Origin of the sequence: Ferrovibrio sp., from assembly GCF_964218355.1 — a bacterium.
Classification (GTDB): domain Bacteria; phylum Pseudomonadota; class Alphaproteobacteria; order Ferrovibrionales; family Ferrovibrionaceae; genus Ferrovibrio.
Window position 1 is genome coordinate 362490 of the sequence record NZ_CAXPMC010000016.1, and the last position, 17472, is coordinate 379961.

A 17472-nucleotide genomic window follows, 5' to 3' on the forward strand; every position below is an offset into this window, starting at 1 on the left:
CGTCTCGTTCTGGCTGGGCGGCAACCGGCCAGAAAAAAGCCGGTATTACGGGTTGACAGGGCGCGCTTCTTTAACACAATCGCGCCGCCCCGGCCAGACCGGCGGGGCAGCACCGGAGACCGCCCCCAGGGCGGGGTCCGGACGCCCATGGCATGGAGATTCTGTCGATGGCCAAACCCGAGTGGGGCAACAAGCGCCGCTGCCTGAGCTGCAGCGCCGCCTTTTATGATCTCAACAAGTCGCCGATCCTGTGCCCGAAATGCGGCACCGAGTTCAATCCCGATGTGCTGGTGAAATCGCGCCGGCCGGCCAAGCCGGAAGAGGCGAAGCCCGCGCCGAAGCCGCCGAAACCCGCGGCCACGGATGATGTCGATACCGATATCGAGGATTCCGATATCGGCGACGACGTGCTTGAGGACGAGGAGGATTTCGACGAGGACGATGTCTCGGAAGAGATCGACGTCGATGCCGCGCCCGATGGCGAAGAAGAGCGCTGACCGTCTCTGAGGCCGCCTGCCGCCCGGTCTTCCGCCCGGGCGGCAGCGACATCCGGCGGTCATGAGAAATCCCTGCGCCGGGGGCCGATGAAACACTTGCAAAGTCCCGGGGGCCGGCTTATGGTCCGCCCCCGCCGACGGACCCCGGCGTTCCTTCCGGAACGCCTTCAAGTCCGTGATTTTATGGGGCCATAGCTCAGCTGGGAGAGCGCCTGCATGGCATGCAGGAGGTCAGCGGTTCGATCCCGCTTGGCTCCACCAAAATCCCCCCGCCGCATCATCACATTCCCTGCCCCTCCCGTCTTCTGCCGGGCTTCCCGCCAGACCGGCGGTGCTTGCGGTTTGCCCGCCGCCGGGCAATATTTCACATTCCCCTAGCGGGTTATTATCGGGCTCTCCCAGCACAGGCGCCAGTTCCGGATGATTGCGACCACGAATGACAACGGCCAGCTGACCTGGTCTCCGGCGCCGGAAGCCTGCCGCCATGCCGTGATCGCCGATCTCTACCGCTACTGGCTCGGCCGCCAGGCGGAAACCGGGCGGCTGCCGGCCCGGGCCGATTTCGATCCGCTGACCATGCGCAAGGCGCTCGGCAATGTCGCGCTGATCGAGGTGCATCGTGATCCTTTGCGGTTCCGCATCCGCCTTGCCGGCACCAACCAGGCCAGCCGGCTCGACCGCGACCCGACCGGCCAGTGGCTGGACGAGATGGACGCCCCGGAATACCGCATGCTGCTGATCGGGCGACTGACGGCAATCGTGCGCGATCCGGCCCCGTTGCTGGTCCATAACCGGCAGCTGCTGGACGAACGCTGGTACGATTACGAAGTGATCTGGCTGCCGCTGGCCAATGACGGCCGCACCGTCGACATGGTGATGGCCTGCCAGATTTTCGCCGATGCGACGCCAACGGACTGACGACCGAAGATGAGGCGAATCTGACCGCGCGGACAAGATTCTGGCGTGCGGCCTGACAGAAATATGACACTGCCGGAATGACTCTGCCGCAATGCAGAAAACTCCCCCGGAAAGGCAGTTTTTTCTTGCATCGCGGGGAGATGTGCCCCATACCCCCCTACCGAGGCTGTTTGGAAAGTGGCGCACTGGCCGCCGGCGATTTCATGGATTTTGCCGGCCGGAACCACGGGGCTTTCCCAACAGTCTCTCTGCCAATCGGACAAACCCAGGGACCGCCAGCAGGCAAGTCGCGGCGGCCCGCCTTTGGTGGAGAGAATTCCATGTCGAACAAGGCAACCAAGCCGGCCCTCTATGAAGTTCCGGCAGCATCGGCCGTTGATGCGGCCGACGAGCATTTCATCTGCAAGGATGGCGTGCGCTATGCCGGCATGCACCTGATCATCGATCTGTGGGGCGGCAAGCATCTCGACAACCTCGCGCTGGTCAAGCAGACCCTGACCGAGGCGGTGAGCGAGATCGGCGCCACCCTGCTGAATATCGACCTGCACCATTTCGAGCCCAATGGCGGCATTTCCGGCGTGGCCGTGCTGGCCGAAAGCCACATGTCGATCCACACCTGGCCGGAAAAGGGCTATGCCGCGCTGGATGTCTTCGTCTGCGGCGACTGCCAGCCGACCCGGGCGATCCCGGTGCTGCGCCGCGCCTTCCTGCCCGACAACATCCAGTGCACCGAGATGAAGCGGGGACTGATTCTGTGACCACCTGGTTCAACGAGACTCTGTATTCCGGTTTCCGCCAGAGTCACGAAATCAAGAAGGTCCTTTTCGAGGGCAAGTCGAAGTACCAGAAGGTCAAGGTGTTCGAGAGCGGCCGCTTCGGCCGCATGCTGGCGCTGGACGGCGTCGTGCAGTGCACCGAGGGCGACGAGTTCGTCTATCACGAGATGCTGACGCATCTGCCGGTGCTGGCGCATGGCGCCGTGCAGTCGGTGCTGATCGTGGGCGGCGGCGATGGCGGCATTCTCGAGGAAGTGCTGAAGCACAAGAGCATCCGGCGCGTCACCATGGTCGAGATCGACGGCATGGTGATCGACATCGCCAGGAAATACCTGCCGAAAATCTGCGGCAAGGCGTTTTCCGACAAGCGCACAAACCTGGTGGTCGGCGATGGCGCCGCCTGGGTGCGCGACACCGACGAGCGCTACGATCTGGTGATTGTCGACCGGCCCGATCCGGTCGGCCCCGCCACCGTGCTCTTTTCCAAGGCCTTCTACGATAACTGCCGCCGGGTGATGAAACCGGGCGCGATTCTCGTCGCCCAGAACGGCGTGCCGCATATGCAGGGCCCGGAACTGACCGACGCGATCAGGCTGTTCCAGAAGATCTGGGCGCATTCGGGCACCTATCTCGCCGTGGTGCCGACCTACGTCTGCGGCTTCATGTCGATGACCTGGGCCTCGGACCGCGACATCACCGATGTCGACCCGCGCAAGGTCTTTGCCCGCTTCGACAAGGCGATGCTGAAGGGCCTGCGCTACTACAACCCGGAAATCCATTTCGGCGCCTTCGCGCTGCCGAACTTCGTCGCCAGGCTGCTGCCGGCCCCGAAGCCGGTGAAGGCCGGAAAGCCGGCGGCGAAGAAGGCCGCGAAAAAGCGCTGACACTCCACGAAATAAAAAGCAGAAGCTAGCTTAACTCTGCAGCGCCCGCCGGCCCGTCCGGCGGGCGTTTTTCATTGACCGGCTGCCGCGTCAGCCGCGCCGGCGCCGCAGAACGGCATAACCGAAGGCGGTCGCGGCAATCATGGCAAAAACCAGCGCGCAGACCAGGACCGGGAAATAGCCGCCGCCCAGGCCCCAGATCCATGCCGCCAGCGACGGCGCGACGGCTGCCGCCAGCGCCGTCGGCAGGGTCAGCGCGCCGTTGATCGCGCCATACCCCTCGCGCCACAGCAGGTCGGGCACCGCCGTGCCGCGCAGGATGGTCATCATGCCGTTGGCGGCGCCATACAGCGCCGCGAAGACGAACAGCACCGGCACGATGGTGGGAAACAGGATCAGCAGCGGCAGCGACACCATGAACAGCGCCATCACGATAATCCCGTTTGCCACGGCATCGAGGCGGCGGCCGAACAGCAGCAGCACGCGGCCGGCCACCTGGGCCGGGCCGATCACCGCGAGGATGCCGACGGCAACACCAAGCGGCAGTCCGTATTCCGCAAACATCGGAATGAAATGGAATGCCAGCATGGTGTGCATCAGGAAATAGAAGGTGAAGCAGACCGCGAGACCCCAGAAGACCGGATGGCGCAGGGCGCGCCGCATCGGATCCTCCGCCGCCGGCAGTGGCGCCGCATCGGCATCGCGGCGGCCATGGTCGCGCAGCAGCAGGCCGTGCACCGGCAGGCAGAGCAGCAGGTTGCAGGCCGCCACCACCAGCAGGGCATCGCGCCAGCCCAGCGCCTCGATCCACCAGGCGATCAGGGGGATGAACACCGTGCTGGCGAATCCGCCGGCCAGTGTCAGGATGGTGATGCGCAGCCGGAAGTCATCCGGGAACATGCGGGTCAGCACGGCGAAGACCGGCGCATAGAGCGTGGTTGCCTGAGCGATGCCGAGGCCGAACCACAGCGCATAGAAGACCGGCAGGCTGCCGACCCGTGCCCACAGCAGGAACATGATGCCGGCCAGCGCCGAGCCGATGGTCATCAGCCAGCGGCCGCCGCGGGCATCGATCAGGCGCCCGACCGGATAGGCGGCAAGGCCGGAAACCAGCAGCCCCAGCGACACCGCGCCGTTCAGTTCCGACCGGCCCCAGCCAAGCTCGGCCTCCATCGGCACGACGAAAAGCGGAAACCCGTAGAAGATGGTGCCCCAGGAAATCACCTGGGCGAGCGACAACGCCGCCACCACCGGCCAGCCATGGCCGGGACTGCGGGGAAGCTCGGATGCCGGATGGATTGCAACCATCGCCCCGGCTTATACGCCGGGGCGATGGCAAAGTCACCGTCAGGCTGCCGACTTGCCGCCGACCTGTGCCGGGGTTGTCGGGCGGCGGCGCAGCCTGGCTATTCGGCCGCCTGCGGCAGCGGCCGTGCCGGCATGCCGCCATAGACCTCGTCCTCGCCCTGCTGGCGGAACAGCTCCAGCAGGCGCCGGCGCATGATCACGCCGCCGCGGTCGGACGGCATGTGGTTCTCGGCCCGGCGGCTGATGTCGATGCAGGCATCGGGATCGGTCGCCTCGAGGATGTCCTTGTCCTCGGCGGTGATCACCGCATCCCACTCGATCAGCTTGGCGGTCGGGCAGTCGGCTTCGGTATCGTTGCGGTACAGCCACTGCACCAGCTTGATGCGGCCATCCTCCATGGGTGTGGCACAGTTGAAGATGATGTGGCGGATGCCTGACGGGTATTCCATGTCGAGCCGCCGGCTGAACGGCAGGTACCAGTGATTGCGCATATGCCGCTTGGTGGTCGGATCGGTGCTGCCGGTGACCTGGTGGGCAACCGGCGGGTTGAGAATGGGGACGACCGATTCGGCATAGAAGCCGTAATCGGTTTCCTTCATCTCGTATTTCTCCGGCTTCGGCTGGTCGTACTGGCCGAAGGTGGCCTTGTGCACGAAGGAGAAATGCGCGTTGTCGAAGGAATTCTCCATCATGCGGATCGGCGCGCAGGCCCAGTCCTCGTAGAACTGGTCGATGCGGCGGAAAGCGGGATCGCTGTCTTCCGGGATGTCGAACAGATCGGTCAGCGGTTCGTCCAGCGCCACCCAGGCATAGCCGTAGCGCGGCTGGCAGCGATAGGCCGGCACGGCGATGTTGCCCGAGACCGGGCTGCCTTCCGGATATTGCGGGATGCGGACGCACCGGCCGTCGCGGTCATAGGTCCAGCCATGATAGCCGCAGACGATATGGCCGTTGTCGCACCAGCCTTTCGACAGCTTGGCGGTGCGGTGGCAGCAGCGGTCGGCCAGAGCGGCCGGCCGGCCATCCGAGTCGAGGAACACGACAATGTCCTCGCCCATCAGCCGGAAGGGCTGCGGACCCGCCTTCAGGTCTTCCAGCTTCACGGTGGCATACCAGAATTTACGCAGGGTTTTCTGTTTGGTGGTCAGCATCGACGGGGCATCCTGTCGTTCTGGCCTGCTGGTCAGGCCGCCAGCCGGCCTGCCGATCCTGGCAACCTCCGCTGGCCGGGTCGCTGGAACCCGCCGGTGTTTATAAGCAAGTTCCGGGCCGGACGCACGCCGGAAAAGCAGGCGGCATCTTGAACGGTAGGGATCGACGCCGATATAATGTTTCATCCCCTCCCGTCTGCGAGGCTCGCCATGCAGCGCCGCCAGTTCCTGTCCGCTTTCACAGTTGCCGCCGGCGGATTCGCCCTTGCCGGCACTCCCGTCGCTGCGGCGCGGGCCATGTCGCTGGAGCCGGCGCCGGCACATCTCCGCCTTGCCGCCCCGCCGGCCGATGGCGCCCTGGACTGGGAATTGCTGGCTGCGGCCGGGCCCGAGCGTTTCCGCGATGGCGCCATCAGCCGCTTTCCCGCCACCCTGCGCGACCTGGATGGGCAGCCGGTCCTGCTCAGCGGCTACATGATGCCGATCCGGCAGGAGGCAGAACATCGCGAATTCCTGCTCGGCGGCCTGCAGTTCCATTGCGCCGGCTGCATGATGGGGGATCTCGGCCGCATCGTCGCCGTGCGCAGCCGCAAGCCTGTCGCCCTGACCGGGAATCCGCTGCAGCTGCGCGGCACCCTGCGGCTGCTGGAGGGGCAGGCTTCGGCCCTCTATTACCGGCTGGACGACGCGCGCCCGGTCTGAAGGCATCCTGCCTGCTTGCAAGGCAGGCGGCTTCCGCTAAGATCGCGGCCGCCGGCGGCCGCAATCATCCTCCGTGCAGCGCCCTGCCCTGACGGCGGCCTGCGCGCCTCCTGATATTTCGTCTCCCGGATTCCAACCATGACCGATTCCGTTCCCGCTGCCGCCGCGCAGCGCCGCCGCGCCACCCTGATCGGCGCCATCGCCATCCTGCTCTGGGCCTCGCTGGCCCTGTTCACCGCGCTGACCCCGTCGCTGCCGGCCCTGCAGGTCAATGCCATGAGCTTCACCATCGCCGCGCTGGCCGCCCTGATCCTGTGGCTGGCGCGCGGCGAGAATCCCCTGCGCCACCTGCGCCAGCCGCCGCTGGCCTGGGCTCTGGGGGTGGCCGGCCTGCTCGGCTATCACGCCCTGTATTTCCTGGCACTGAAGCTGGCGCCGCCGCTGGAGGCCAGCCTGATCAACTATCTCTGGCCTTTGCTGATCGTGGTCTTTTCCGGATTGCTGCCGGGCGAACGGCTGCGCTGGTTCCACCTGGCCGGCGTCGTGCTCGGCCTGGCCGGCACGGTCAACCTCGTGCTCGGCAAGGGCGATGTCGCCTTCGAGGGCCGGCATCTGGCCGGCTATGCGGCCGCGCTGGCCGCCGCGCTGACCTGGTCCAGTTATTCGGTGCTCAGCCGCCGCTTCGCCAGCGTGCCGACCGACGCCGTCGGCGGCTTCTGCGCCGCCACGGCGGTTCTGTCATGGCTGCTGCATTTCGCCTTCGAGCAGAGCGTCTGGCCGGCCGACCTCACCGAATGGCTGGCGGTGCTGGGCCTCGGCCTCGGGCCGGTCGGGCTGGCCTTCTTCTGCTGGGACCACGGCATGAAGCGCGGCGACATCCGCGCGCTGGGCAGCATGGCCTATGCGGCACCGCTGCTGTCGACCCTGCTGCTGCTCGCCTTCGGCCAGGGCGAGGCCCGCTGGCAGGTGGCCCTGGCCTGCGCGCTGATCGTCGCCGGCGCCCTGCTCGGTACCGGCGATCTCAGGGCGAAGCGCCGCTGAGGCCGGCAGACGGCGCCGCCGGTGCCGCCTCGTGCCGGCCGGGAAAGAACAGCGCCGCAAGAAAGACGCAGAAACCAAAGCCCGCAAGCACCAGGTAGAGCGACGCAAAGCCGCCGCCATGGTCGTGCAGCAGCGCGACCATCGGCACGGCGGCGGCGCTGACCCCGAAGGACAGCAGGTAGCGCAGGGCATAGGCCCGCGAGCGCCATTCATCGGCCGTGTAGCGCACGATCATCGCGTCGTTGATGGTGACCTGGCCGAACACGGCAAACATCAGCCCCGCCGCCGCCAGCAGCAGGCCCCAGTCGCCGGCGGTGGCGGCGACGAACAGGCAGGGCGCCTGCAGGGCCGCGAGCGGCACGAAGATCCGCCGCAGGCTGTGGCGATCAACCAGACCGCCGATGATCAGCTGTGCCACCGCGCCGGCGACATAAACCGCCGCGACCAGCGCGCCGACCGCGGCAGGCGAATCGACCAGGCCGAGCAGCCGTTCGCTGAACAGCTTGGGCAGCGACACGGTGGCGGCACTGAACACCACACCGCCGGCAACGGTGACCGCGGTCAGGACGGCAAAGACCCGCATTGCCACGGCGCGCGGCACGGCCGCCTGCGGCTTGGCCTTCGCCCGCATGGCGACATGGTCGTCGGGCACCAGCACGAGGAAAGCCATGCCGGCCACGATGGCCAGCGCGCCCGGAATGAAAAAGGCGAAGCGCCAGCCGAGATACTGGGCGATGCCGGCGGTCAGCAGGGCGGCGAAGGCGATACCGAGATTGCCCCAGACGCCGTTGATGCCAAGGTCGCGGCCCAGCTTTTCCGTATGGCTGGCCAGCAGCGCACCGCCGACCGGATGGTAGATCGCCGCGAACAGGCCGATCAGGGTCAGGCAGACCGCCAGCATGACCTCGGACTGTGCCAGTCCGGTCAGGATGGTGGCCGCGCCGATGCCGATGAAGAACACCGCCAGCATGTTGCGCCGGCTCCACTTGTCACCGAGCCAGCCGGCCGGCAGCGAACCGGCCCCGAAAGCGATGAAGCTGCCCACCGACAGCGCCAGCAGCTCGCCGTAGGAACTGGTGAAGCTGTCGCCCATCGCCAGCACGGCGGTGGGGAAGATCAGCACGAACATGTGGTCGATGCTGTGGGCCAGATTGACGAAGCCGATCACCCGGCGTGCCTGCGACATCCCGATACTCCGGCGGAAAGACGGTTGCAGGCTGCAGGATAGGGGTGTCTGATAGAGACAGTCCTGCCTGCTTTTATCGAGAATCGGACATGCCCCGCAGCGTCATCCCCGGCCGCAGCATCGATTCGGCCGATTACCAGCACAGCCGCCCCCCGGTGGCGGCCATGCCGAAGGATTACGGCCCCGGCGAGGAGATCGCGCCGCACAGCCATGCCCGGGCGCAGCTGCTCTATGCCGCCAGCGGCGTGATGCGGATCACCGCCCGGGAAGCCGGCAGCGACCAGGGCGGTATCTGGATCGTGCCGCCGCACCGGGCGGTATGGATACCGCCGGCCTGCGAACATGCGGTGCGCATGGTCGGGCCGGTGCAGATGCGCACCCTCTATGTCGAGCCCGGCGCTGCCCCCGGCCTGCCGGCAGCCTGCCGGGTGATCGAGGTTTCGCCGCTGCTGCGCGAACTGGTTCTCGCCATCATGGAAGAGCCGCTGGACTATCTGCCCGGCAGCCGCGGCGATGCCATCGCCCGGCTGCTGCTGCAGGAACTGGCCGCCGTGGAGGCCCTGCCGCTGCATCTGCCGCAGCCGCGGGACGCCCGCCTGCAGGCGGTGTGCCGCCGTATCGAGGCCGGCATCGGCGACGAGATGCCGCTGGAGGAGATCGCCCGTGACGCCGGCATGAGCAGCCGCACGCTCGCCCGGCTGTTCCGGCGCGAAACCGGCATGGGCTTCCAGCAATGGCGCCAGCAGGCGCGGCTGGCAGAGGCGCTGGCACGGCTGGCGCAGGGCCAGCCGGTGGGGCTGGTCGCCGCCGATCTCGGCTATGCCAGCCCGGCCGCCTTCACGGCGATGTTCCGCCGCAGTCTCGGCACCACGCCGGGCAGGTATTTCGCGGCCGGAAATCCTGCCGCCGTCAGGCCAGCCGCTTCTCCATTGCGAGAATGACGGCGCCGTCATCGACGCTTTCCCCGGTCGCGGTGAAGCCCGCCTGACGGTAGAAGCCGACCCCCTTCACATTCCCCTTCTCAACCTCCAGCCGGATTCCCGTTGCCCCGGGAAACCTGTCGGCCAGGGCCGCCAGCAGCTGCCGCCCCACGCCCCGCCGCTGGCATTTCGGCGCGACATACAGGCGGGCCAGATGCAGATGCCCGTCCCGCCACATCGCGAGCCCGTGTCCTGCCAGGGTGTCTTCGGTCTCCGCCACCAGAAATGCCGTGCCCCGCACGCCAAGCTGGGCCGCCAGAACATCCAGGGCATGCCAGCGGCGCGTTATCTCGGCGACCCTGGCAGCTCCCAGCAGAACGTCATAGGTGTCGTGCCAGGTTTCCGCCAGCAGCCGGCTGACCGCCGGAATGTCTTCCTGCACCGCATCGCGAATCCGGACCGCTGCGGGGCGGACCGTCATGGCATCCAGCCCGGCGGGGCGAGCTCAAAGCCGCCGAACTCGAAACCCGGCGCGACGGTACATCCCACCAGCGTCCACTCGCCCAGGGATTCCGCCGCCTGCCAGTGATGCATGGACACGATGCCCTGCGGCCGCTGGCCGGCGGCAAGGTCGCTGCCCAGCACGAGATGCGACACTGCCGCCCCGGCCGCAGCGGCGATGCTCAGGCGCAACGGCGCACCGGCATGCCAGTGCCAGGTCTCGACCGCATCGACGCGGTGCCAGTGCGAGCGTTCGCCGCGTTTCAGCAGGAAATAGATCGCCGTCGACCGCGACCGGCCGGCGGCATCGGTCTGCGCATCGCGGAAGGTTTCGGCATAATGCCCGCCTTCCGGATGCGGCTGCAGGCCGAGCAGGGCGATGATCTCGTCGGCCGTCATGGCGCCGCGCCGCCTCACATCCCGAGCAGGTGGCTGACGATCTCGATGCCGCCGAAGATCAGCAGCCCGACCCAGCCGGTGGCCAGCACGCTGACGGCGAGGCTGCTCAGCACCAGCAGCCCGTCGCGCTCGATCTGGCCAAGCGCCGCCAGGATGATCGCCCAGGCCGGGATCAGGTTGCCGAACGGGATCGGCAGCGACAGCAGGAAGGCATTCCACAGCACGATGACACCGATCAGGCGGCGGGCGCGCCAGCCGGCGATCCGCTCCAGCCGCGGCTTCAGCCAGCGTTCGATCTTCTGCAGCCAGGGGATCGACGGCCGCAGCAGCCTGGCCACGTCGGCACGGCGGAAGCTGCGCTGCAGCCACTTTTTCGGAAACCACGGATGGTTGAAGCCGAAGACCAGCTGGCCGGACAGCAGCAGCAGGGGCGCACCCAGGATCGCCGACAGCCCCGGCGCGATCGGCGCCGGGATGCCGTTCGGCAGCGCGAAAACCAGGATCAGGAAACCGAAGGCCCGCACCTCGAACAGCTCCAGCAGTTCGTGCAGGGTGATGCGGTCTTCCGGATTGCCGGTGCAGAGTTCGGCGACGATCTCGGAAATCCGCCGCGGCGCATAGACCTGTTCCGGGGTGATGGGCTGCTGCGCCGTCATTCGCCCTCGCCGTTGCGATTGCCGTTGCCGAAGCCAGGCAGCTGCGGTGCCGCCACCTCCTCGGCTTCCGCGTCGATGATGTCATCGGTGTTGCGGATGGTGAACTCGAAGCTGGGCAGGGCCTGCGGCGCCTTTCCTGGCCGGATGCCAAGCTTGGCGAGGCTGCGCATCCGTGGCAGCAGGCGCCGGTTTACCGATCGGCTGAACTGGTCGAAGCTGTCGCTCGCCTGCTGCAGACCCCTGCCGACCTTCTCGGCAAGCGTCAGCGCCGTGCCGGTGCTTTCCACCAGCTTGCCGACCGCCTCTACGATCTGGTCCAGATTTTCCACCTGCCGGCCGCTGTCGATCTGCATGCGCGACACCGCGATGATCGCCGCCAGTGCCGACGGCCCGGCGATCACGATATCGGCTTCCGCCGCCCGGCGCTCGAAATCCGGATCGGCGCGGCGCAGCTTCTCCACCGCCGCATCGTTGGGCAGCATCATCGCCGTCATGCTGCGCTTCAGGCTGCCGCCGCGCTTCGTCTCGCGCCAAGTCGCCAGCACGGCATTGCCGTAATCCTTGGCCGACAGCGCGCGCAGATGCTGGCCCATCCGCTGGGCCAGCTGCTGCAGGGCGGCGGCCTCGGCAGCCGCGTCCTCGGCCTCGGCATGGTCGAGCAGCAGCTTGCTGGCCTTGCTGTCGATCACCAGCACCGCGTCGCCGGGCAGGAAAACCACGGCATCGGGCCGCAGAGCACCGCGCTCGCCGTCGCCGGCCGCGTGATACTGGATGATGAAATCGTGGCCCGGCTGCAGGCCAAAGGCCTTCAGCGTGTTTTCCAGCCCGATCTCGGCCAGCCGGCCGGCGCCGCCGGGATGCGACAGGGCGCGGTGCACCGTCTCGATGGTGCGGCGGCTGTCGCCGACCTGCTGGTGCAGGCGGCTGACCGTGTCGGTGATCACCGTGACCTGCTGCAGCAGGCCCTCGGTAGTGGTCTTCACCTTTTCCTCGGCCTGCTTCTTCTGCTCGTCCGCCTCGCGCTTGTGGGTTTCGAGCAGCATGGCGGAGAGCTGCTTGCCGGTTTCCAGCGTCGCCGCCTTGGCGGCCTCGGTCATCTGCTGCACCGTCTGCTCGTAATCGGCGAAGCGTTTCTCCTGCTCGGCCAGCTGCTGGCGCGCCAGCGCCGCCTCGCGCTCGTGGCGGATGCGTTCCCGGTCGGCATCGGCGCGGGCGACCTCCGCCACGGCCAGTGCGGCGCGGGCGGCCTCGATCTGGGCGGTCAGTTCCGTCAGCCGGGTTTCCGCCGCGGTGCGGGCGGCCAGCGCCGAGTCGAGCCGGTCGCGCAACTCGGCGCGTTCTGTCTCGGCCGCCTCGCGGCCGCCCGCGGCGGCCTCCAGCCGGGCCTGCAGGGCAGCGATTTCCGCTGCCGCGTCAGGGCCTTGCGCAGCAGCCCGGGGGCCGGCCGACAGCCGCCACAGGATCAGCCCGAGCAGCGCCGCCAGGATGGCAAAACCGGCATAAATCACTATATCCATACAGGGTTAGATAGCAGCGGGCTTGACGGATCGCCAGCCCGCATCCTATCTGGCCGCAGCGAATGTAATGGAACCGACACCGGACCCGACCCCATGGCCCTCCTGCCGATCATCACGGCCCCCGACAAACGGCTGGAAACCGTCTCGACCCCGGTCGCGGCGGTGACGGACGAGGTGCGCCGCCAGCTCGACGACATGCTGGAGACGATGTATGCGGCACCCGGCATCGGGCTGGCCGCCATCCAGGTTGGCATCCCGAAGCGCATGCTGGTGATCGACGTCTCGCGCGAGGACGAGGAAAAGCGGCCGCTGTTCATCGTCAATCCGGAATTCACCTGGATTTCCGACGAGGACAAGGTCTACGAGGAAGGCTGCCTGTCGCTGCCCGAGCAGTATGCCGAGGTTGCCCGGCCGGCCGAAGTGAAGGTCAGCCATCTCGACTACAACGGCGAAAAGCGGGAGCTGCATGCCGACGGCCTGCTGGCGGTCTGCCTGCAGCACGAGATCGACCATCTCGACGGCATCCTGTTCGTCGATCACATCTCGGCGCTGAAGCGCAACATGATCCTGCGCAAGCTGCTGAAGCAGAAGCGCCTCGCCGAAGCCGGCTGAGGCCGGGCCCGCATCCATGCCGCGCCTGCGCCTCGTGTTCATGGGCACGCCGGATTTCGCCGTGCCGGTGCTGGAGGCCTTCCTTGCCGCCGGCGACGAGATTGCCGCCGTCTACAGCCAGCCGCCGCGTCCCGCCGGCCGCGGCCAGAAGCTGACCCCGTCGCCGGTACAGGCGGCGGCCGAACGCCACCGGCTGCCGGTCCGCCATCCGGTCTCGCTGAAAACCCCAGAGGCACAGGCGGATTTCGCCGCCCTGCAGGCCGATGCCGCCATCGTGGTGGCCTATGGCCTGATCCTGCCGCCGGCGATCCTCGATGCGCCACGGCTGGGCTGCTTCAACCTGCATGCCTCCTTGCTGCCGCGCTGGCGCGGCGCGGCGCCAATCCAGCGCGCCATCCTGGCCGGCGATGCCGAGACCGGCGTCTGTGCCATGAAGATGGATGCCGGCCTCGATACCGGCCCGGTGCTGGCCCGCGAGACCGTCGCCATCGGCCCGCGCATGACGGTGGGCGAACTGCATGACGACCTCGCGCGCGCCGGCGCGCCGCTGATGGTGCGCGCCGTGCATGATTTTGCCGATGGCAGGATCGTGCCGCAGCCGCAGCCGACCGAGGGCGTCACCTATGCCGCCAAGCTGGCACGCGACGAGGGACGCATCGACTGGACCCGCCCGGCCATCGAGATCGACCGCGCGGTGCGCGCCCTCAATCCGGGGCCAGGCACTTTCTTCGCAACGGAGAATGGCGAGCGGGTCAAGCTGCTGGCCTGCGCGCCGGCCGAAGGCAGGGGCAGGCCGGGCACGATGCTGGACGATGCCGGGCTCGTCGCCTGCTGCATGGAAAGCGATCCCGGCGCGCTGCGGCTTCTGCGCCTGCAGCGGCCCGGCAAATCCGCGGTGCCGGTGGAGGCCTTCCTGAACGGCCACCCGCTGCCGCGCGGCAGCCGGCTGTCGTAATGCCGCGCTTCCGCCTCACCCTCGAATATGATGGCGGCCGCTTTGCCGGCTGGCAGCGCCAGGCCGACCAGCCGAGCGTGCAGCAGGCGCTGGAAGACGCCGTGCAGGCGATGAGCGGCCAGACCATCGAGACCATCGTGGCAGGCCGCACCGATGCCGGCGTGCATGCCCGCGGCCAGGTGGTGCATTTCGACCTCGACCGCGACTTCACCCCCGACCGCCTGCGCGACGGCCTGAATTTCTACCTGCGCGAGGCGCGCGTCAGCGTGCTGGATGCCGCCATTGCCGACACGGAATTCAGCGCGCGGCTATCGGCCACGGCGCGCCATTACCTCTACCGCATCCTCAACCGCCGGCCACCGCCGGGCATCGAGGCCGGCCGCGTCTGGCATGTGCCGGTGCCGCTGGATGCCGGGGCGATGCAGGCCGCCGCGCAGATGCTGGTGGGCCATCACGACTTCAACAGCTTCCGGTCCAGCGAATGCCAGGCGAAATCGGCCCTGCGCACGCTGGACCGGCTGGAAGTGACCCGCGACGGCGAGGAGATCCACATCGCCGCACAGTCGCGCAGTTTCCTGCACAACCAGATGCGCATCATGGTGGGCACGCTGCGGCTGGTCGGCGAGGGCCGCTGGACCGCCGCCGATGTACGGGCCGCCCTGGAGAAATGCGACCGCCGTGCCGCAGGGCCGACGGCCCCGCCGGAGGGCCTGTATCTGATGCGGGTGGATTACTGACGGCCCGGCATCAGCCGCGCCAGCCCCCCCTCGCCTTTCTGGCGGGCATCAGCCACGCCAGCCGATGGCCCTGGCCCAGTCCTCGAATTCCTTCTGGCGGGCCGCCCAGTCGGCAGGCGCAACCTCGCCATTCTGGGCCGCCTCCTCGCGGCGCTGCTTCAGGCCGTCGGCCATCGGCTTCAGGTCGGCCGTGGCCCGGCGGGCATCGACATTCGCCTCGTCCTCGATCGGCAGCGGCACCAGCTCGCCAGCCTGGTTCCAGTCGAACTGGGTGCCGTAGACCTGCGGCCGGCCTTCCAGCCAGCGCACCCGGTCGGTCAGCAGCGCAGCCTGCCAGCGCGGCACCCGTCCGGCGGCGGCGGCTTCCTCGACCATCTCGAGGCAGGCCCGCATGAACCGCGGCAGGCCGATGGCCTGCTGGGCGATCATCCAGGCGGCGGCGGCACCATCCTCGCCGACCAGGGCCACATCGGGCCAGCCATACTCGTCGACCAGCCCGGCCAGCGTCTTGGCCTGGGCATTGTGGGCTGCCCGCAGATCGGCGTTGTAGCCGATGAACAGCCTGCCGTCGGCCGCCAGCTCGCTGCGCAGGCGGCGAGCCTCGTCGACCATGTCGATCAGGCGCTGACGCAAACTCTGGTCCATCCGGAATCCCCCGTCTGACTTTGGCCCGTGTGAAACACCCCGGCGACGCCCGGCCACGGCCCGCGGATACCGCGTTCAGATATCCTGGGCCCGGGCCATGGCATTATGCAGAAGCCGGTCCGCCGGCAGGCGGATGCTTACCTGCGTACCCTGCCCGGGCACGCTGTGCAAGTCCAGTTCGCCGCCGTGCAATTCCACCAGCCGCCGGGCCAGCGGCAGACCCAGCCCGGTGCCGGCATGGTTACGTGACAGCCGGTTGTCGATCTGGCCGAAGGGCTGGATCGCCACGGCGATCTGCTCGGGCGACATGCCGATGCCGCTATCGGCGATCGTCAGCATCCAGTCGCCATCCGCCCCCTGCTCCGCCATCGTGGTCACCTGCCCGCCGGCCGGGGTGAACTTGACCGCATTGCTGAGCAGGTTCAGCAGCACCTGCTTGATTTTCAGCGGGTCGAGCCAGAATTCCGGCAGGCCCGGCGGCAGCCGGCTGACCAGATCGAGGCCGCCCTGCGCCGCCCGCGACCGCAGCAGGCTGAAGCAGCTCTCGACCAGCGCATCGAGATCGACCGCCTCCTCGCGCAGCTCCATCCGGCCGGCCTCGATCTTCGACAGGTCGAGAATGTCGTTGATCAGGGCCAGCAGGTGGCGGCCGCTCGATTCGATATCCTGCACATAATCGCTGTAATGGGCTTCCAGCGGGCCATAGGGCGCCGCCCGCATCACCTCGGCAAAGCCGATGATGGCATTCAGCGGCGTGCGCAGCTCGTGGCTCATGTTGGCGATGAATTCCGACTTGGCGCGACTGGCCATCTCGGCCTGCTCGAACAGCCGACGGTTCTGCAGCTTGATCCGCACCCCGTCGACGAAGGTCAGATGGCTGGCGCGCGACACCAGAAGCCCCATCAGGAACACCATCACCAGCAACAGCACCTGCGCCTCCAGCCGCGGCTGTTCCAGCGAGGGGATCAGGATCATCATGATGGCGGAAATCGGGAAGACATAGGCATAGGCGGCGCCCAGCACCGGATGCATCGTCATGATCGAGAAGATCATCACCGCACCGACCAGCAGCAGCAGAAGCGCCTTGTCGATCAGCGGCAGGTCGAACAGCAGGAACAGCAGCAGGGCCGCCCAGATCACGGCGAAGATCACCGCATCGAACACCAGCGCGCGGCGCTGCCGCGTCGTGCTGCGCCGCAACTGCGCCGCCTTGCGGTACCGTCGCCACTGGCGCTCGTCGAATGCGGTCTTGAGCAGGAAGACCAGGGTCCACAGCGACAGCATCCAGGCCGGCACCTGCCCGGCCAGCAGCACCACGCTGACCGCGGCCAGGCCGAGCCGGGAGATGTTCAGCGCCGTGATGTTGGCGGTAACGGCAGCAATCTGCTCGTGACGCAGGTCGGCCAGCAGCGCCGCGTCGCTGACCGGCACCGGCAGGAGGAACCCCAGGAGCCGTTCCAGCACCCTCATTGCCACCCTCTGCAGGCTTGCTCCCTAGAGTATAAAATCAACCAGGCGGTGCAACAACACCGTCACTGCCAGATCCAGCAGGGCGGCCATCAGCGCCGCCGCCAGCGGGGCGCCGAGCGCGATACGGGCCATCCGCACCACGGCATAGAGCCAGACCAGCAGCAGGATGCCGCTCCAGCCCAGCGGCGTGCCGGGCGGCAGCAGGCCCCACTGGGTCAATGCCAGCACCGGCAGCGTCGCCAGGATGGCGATGGCCTGCGCCCAGTTATACAGCACCACGAAGGCGGCATAGCGGCCGGTCAGCCCGAAGGCCCGACACAGCACGATCATCAGCCCGAGATAGACAAACCAGTTGGCGAGCTGCAGCAGCCCCTGCCCGGCGATATAGCCGACTCCGCCGGCATCCTCGGCGGCGGCGGCGACCAGCGGTTCCAGCAGCAGCACATACGGCACGGTCAGCAGCAGGGCCGGCCAGAACGACCGCCAGAAGCCATCCACCGACAGGTCGTAATGGCGCAGGGCATCCGCCTCGCCGCGCAGCACAGCGGCGAAGCCGCGCAGGGCGGCGGTCATTTCCAGGCGCGTGGGAAATCCCAT

The 17472-nt window shown here is 67.9% G+C and carries 20 protein-coding genes and 1 tRNA gene; 11 read left to right on the forward strand and 10 right to left on the reverse strand.

From position 1 onward, the window contains the following. Positions 1-167 precede the first annotated feature (167 nt). The 5 genes from ACEQZY_RS10945 (at position 168) to speE (ending at position 3075) form a co-directional block, all read left to right on the forward strand. Positions 168-497 carry a TIGR02300 family protein gene (locus ACEQZY_RS10945; RefSeq protein ID WP_341704295.1) on the forward strand — a complete coding sequence of 110 codons (330 nt, stop codon included), beginning with the start codon at positions 168-170 and terminating at the stop codon, positions 495-497. A gap of 185 nt (positions 498-682) precedes the next feature. Beyond that, positions 683-758: transfer RNA gene (locus tag ACEQZY_RS10950), tRNA-Ala, on the forward strand. 159 nt (positions 759-917) lie between these two features. Further along, a complete protein-coding gene (locus ACEQZY_RS10955) occupies positions 918-1415 on the forward strand; it encodes a PAS domain-containing protein (RefSeq protein WP_370154265.1) in 498 nt (165 codons plus the stop codon). Between the two features lie 320 nt (positions 1416-1735). Continuing rightward, on the forward strand, positions 1736-2173 hold the full coding sequence (gene speD / locus ACEQZY_RS10960; protein ID WP_341704297.1) for an adenosylmethionine decarboxylase: 438 nt from the start codon (positions 1736-1738) through the stop codon (positions 2171-2173). Further along, the gene (gene speE, locus ACEQZY_RS10965) at positions 2170-3075 is read left to right on the forward strand and encodes a polyamine aminopropyltransferase (protein WP_370154268.1); all 906 of its coding nucleotides are present in this window, start codon (positions 2170-2172) and stop codon (positions 3073-3075) included. Before speD ends, speE begins: the two co-directional genes overlap by 4 nt. Positions 3076-3165: 90 nt before the next feature. Here speE and ACEQZY_RS10970 read toward each other — a convergent pair whose 3' ends face one another. Then, the gene (locus tag ACEQZY_RS10970; protein WP_370154270.1) at positions 3166-4383 is read right to left on the reverse strand and encodes an MFS transporter; all 1218 of its coding nucleotides are present in this window, start codon (positions 4381-4383) and stop codon (positions 3166-3168) included. 98 nt (positions 4384-4481) lie between these two features. Further along, the gene (locus ACEQZY_RS10975) at positions 4482-5534 is read right to left on the reverse strand and encodes a Rieske 2Fe-2S domain-containing protein (RefSeq protein ID WP_370154273.1); all 1053 of its coding nucleotides are present in this window, start codon (positions 5532-5534) and stop codon (positions 4482-4484) included. A 210-nt stretch (positions 5535-5744) separates the two neighbouring features. Here ACEQZY_RS10975 and ACEQZY_RS10980 point away from each other — a divergent pair, with 210 nt between their 5' ends. Together ACEQZY_RS10980 and ACEQZY_RS10985 are read left to right on the forward strand one after the other, a co-directional pair. Beyond that, positions 5745-6236 (forward strand): hypothetical protein, encoded by a 492-nt coding sequence (locus tag ACEQZY_RS10980; protein WP_370154275.1) that lies wholly within the window; start codon positions 5745-5747, stop codon positions 6234-6236. Positions 6237-6374: 138 nt separating this feature from the next. After that, positions 6375-7277, forward strand: coding sequence for a DMT family transporter (locus tag ACEQZY_RS10985; protein ID WP_370154278.1), 903 nt, complete (start codon positions 6375-6377; stop codon positions 7275-7277). Here the strand turns inward: ACEQZY_RS10985 and ACEQZY_RS10990 are convergent. Next, a complete protein-coding gene (locus tag ACEQZY_RS10990) occupies positions 7258-8463 on the reverse strand; it encodes an MFS transporter (protein WP_370154281.1) in 1206 nt (401 codons plus the stop codon). The genes ACEQZY_RS10985 and ACEQZY_RS10990 overlap by 20 nt on opposite strands. Positions 8464-8552: 89 nt before the next feature. Between ACEQZY_RS10990 and ACEQZY_RS10995 the strand changes: the two genes are divergently transcribed. Beyond that, positions 8553-9404 (forward strand): helix-turn-helix domain-containing protein, encoded by an 852-nt coding sequence (locus tag ACEQZY_RS10995; protein WP_370154284.1) that lies wholly within the window; start codon positions 8553-8555, stop codon positions 9402-9404. On the opposite strand, the gene ACEQZY_RS11000 is transcribed toward ACEQZY_RS10995, so the two are convergent. Genes ACEQZY_RS11000 through rmuC form a run of 4 tightly spaced genes read right to left on the reverse strand, consistent with a single transcriptional unit; the run spans position 9373 to position 12456 of the window. Further along, a complete protein-coding gene (locus tag ACEQZY_RS11000; RefSeq protein ID WP_370154287.1) occupies positions 9373-9864 on the reverse strand; it encodes an N-acetyltransferase family protein in 492 nt (163 codons plus the stop codon). The two genes, ACEQZY_RS10995 and ACEQZY_RS11000, sit on opposite strands and share 32 nt — an antisense overlap. Next, positions 9861-10283 (reverse strand): cupin domain-containing protein, encoded by a 423-nt coding sequence (locus ACEQZY_RS11005; protein WP_370154290.1) that lies wholly within the window; start codon positions 10281-10283, stop codon positions 9861-9863. Before ACEQZY_RS11005 ends, ACEQZY_RS11000 begins: the two co-directional genes overlap by 4 nt. A 14-nt stretch (positions 10284-10297) precedes the next feature. Next, positions 10298-10939 (reverse strand): exopolysaccharide biosynthesis protein, encoded by a 642-nt coding sequence (locus ACEQZY_RS11010; RefSeq protein WP_370154293.1) that lies wholly within the window; start codon positions 10937-10939, stop codon positions 10298-10300. Continuing rightward, on the reverse strand, positions 10936-12456 hold the full coding sequence (gene rmuC / locus ACEQZY_RS11015; protein WP_370154296.1) for a DNA recombination protein RmuC: 1521 nt from the start codon (positions 12454-12456) through the stop codon (positions 10936-10938). Before rmuC ends, ACEQZY_RS11010 begins: the two co-directional genes overlap by 4 nt. 93 nt (positions 12457-12549) lie before the next feature. Here rmuC and def point away from each other — a divergent pair, with 93 nt between their 5' ends. The 3 genes from def to truA are packed head-to-tail and all read left to right on the forward strand — an operon-like array spanning position 12550 to position 14760. Beyond that, the gene (def, locus tag ACEQZY_RS11020; protein ID WP_341704718.1) at positions 12550-13068 is read left to right on the forward strand and encodes a peptide deformylase; all 519 of its coding nucleotides are present in this window, start codon (positions 12550-12552) and stop codon (positions 13066-13068) included. 25 nt (positions 13069-13093) lie between these two features. Further along, entirely contained in the window at positions 13094-14023 is a 930-nt protein-coding gene (gene fmt / locus ACEQZY_RS11025) for a methionyl-tRNA formyltransferase (protein WP_370154443.1), read from the forward strand. After that, entirely contained in the window at positions 14023-14760 is a 738-nt protein-coding gene (gene truA, locus ACEQZY_RS11030) for a tRNA pseudouridine(38-40) synthase TruA (protein WP_341704717.1), read from the forward strand. Before fmt ends, truA begins: the two co-directional genes overlap by 1 nt. A gap of 48 nt (positions 14761-14808) precedes the next feature. Here the strand turns inward: truA and ACEQZY_RS11035 are convergent, their stop codons facing one another. From ACEQZY_RS11035 to ACEQZY_RS11045, 3 genes are all read right to left on the reverse strand, one after another. Continuing rightward, positions 14809-15405 carry a DUF6624 domain-containing protein gene (locus ACEQZY_RS11035; RefSeq protein WP_341704716.1) on the reverse strand — a complete coding sequence of 199 codons (597 nt, stop codon included), beginning with the start codon at positions 15403-15405 and terminating at the stop codon, positions 14809-14811. A 75-nt stretch (positions 15406-15480) separates the two neighbouring features. After that, complete coding sequence (locus ACEQZY_RS11040; RefSeq protein ID WP_341704715.1) at positions 15481-16869, reverse strand: ATP-binding protein; 1389 nt, start codon at positions 16867-16869, stop codon at positions 15481-15483. A gap of 30 nt (positions 16870-16899) precedes the next feature. Continuing rightward, the gene (locus tag ACEQZY_RS11045; protein WP_341704714.1) at positions 16900-17472 is read right to left on the reverse strand and encodes a hypothetical protein; all 573 of its coding nucleotides are present in this window, start codon (positions 17470-17472) and stop codon (positions 16900-16902) included.

Bases quoted from the DNA above. Each gene is read 5' to 3' on its own strand.
- ACEQZY_RS10945 (WP_341704295.1), top strand. From the start codon at position 168: ATGGCCAAACCCGAGTGGGGCAACAAGCGCCGCTGCCTGAGCTGCAGC.
- ACEQZY_RS10955 (WP_370154265.1), top strand. From the start codon at position 918: ATGATTGCGACCACGAATGACAACGGCCAGCTGACCTGGTCTCCGGCG.
- speD (WP_341704297.1), top strand. From the start codon at position 1,736: ATGTCGAACAAGGCAACCAAGCCGGCCCTCTATGAAGTTCCGGCAGCA.
- ACEQZY_RS10970 (WP_370154270.1), bottom strand. From the start codon at position 4,383: ATGGTTGCAATCCATCCGGCATCCGAGCTTCCCCGCAGTCCCGGCCAT.
- ACEQZY_RS10975 (WP_370154273.1), bottom strand. From the start codon at position 5,534: ATGCTGACCACCAAACAGAAAACCCTGCGTAAATTCTGGTATGCCACC.
- ACEQZY_RS10980 (WP_370154275.1), top strand. From the start codon at position 5,745: ATGCAGCGCCGCCAGTTCCTGTCCGCTTTCACAGTTGCCGCCGGCGGA.
- ACEQZY_RS10985 (WP_370154278.1), top strand. From the start codon at position 6,375: ATGACCGATTCCGTTCCCGCTGCCGCCGCGCAGCGCCGCCGCGCCACC.
- ACEQZY_RS10990 (WP_370154281.1), bottom strand. From the start codon at position 8,463: ATGTCGCAGGCACGCCGGGTGATCGGCTTCGTCAATCTGGCCCACAGC.
- ACEQZY_RS10995 (WP_370154284.1), top strand. From the start codon at position 8,553: ATGCCCCGCAGCGTCATCCCCGGCCGCAGCATCGATTCGGCCGATTAC.
- ACEQZY_RS11000 (WP_370154287.1), bottom strand. From the start codon at position 9,864: ATGACGGTCCGCCCCGCAGCGGTCCGGATTCGCGATGCGGTGCAGGAA.
- ACEQZY_RS11005 (WP_370154290.1), bottom strand. From the start codon at position 10,283: ATGACGGCCGACGAGATCATCGCCCTGCTCGGCCTGCAGCCGCATCCG.
- ACEQZY_RS11010 (WP_370154293.1), bottom strand. From the start codon at position 10,939: ATGACGGCGCAGCAGCCCATCACCCCGGAACAGGTCTATGCGCCGCGG.
- rmuC (WP_370154296.1), bottom strand. From the start codon at position 12,456: ATGGATATAGTGATTTATGCCGGTTTTGCCATCCTGGCGGCGCTGCTC.
- def (WP_341704718.1), top strand. From the start codon at position 12,550: ATGGCCCTCCTGCCGATCATCACGGCCCCCGACAAACGGCTGGAAACC.
- truA (WP_341704717.1), top strand. From the start codon at position 14,023: ATGCCGCGCTTCCGCCTCACCCTCGAATATGATGGCGGCCGCTTTGCC.
- ACEQZY_RS11035 (WP_341704716.1), bottom strand. From the start codon at position 15,405: ATGGACCAGAGTTTGCGTCAGCGCCTGATCGACATGGTCGACGAGGCT.
- ACEQZY_RS11045 (WP_341704714.1), bottom strand. From the start codon at position 17,472: ATGGGATTTCCCACGCGCCTGGAAATGACCGCCGCCCTGCGCGGCTTC.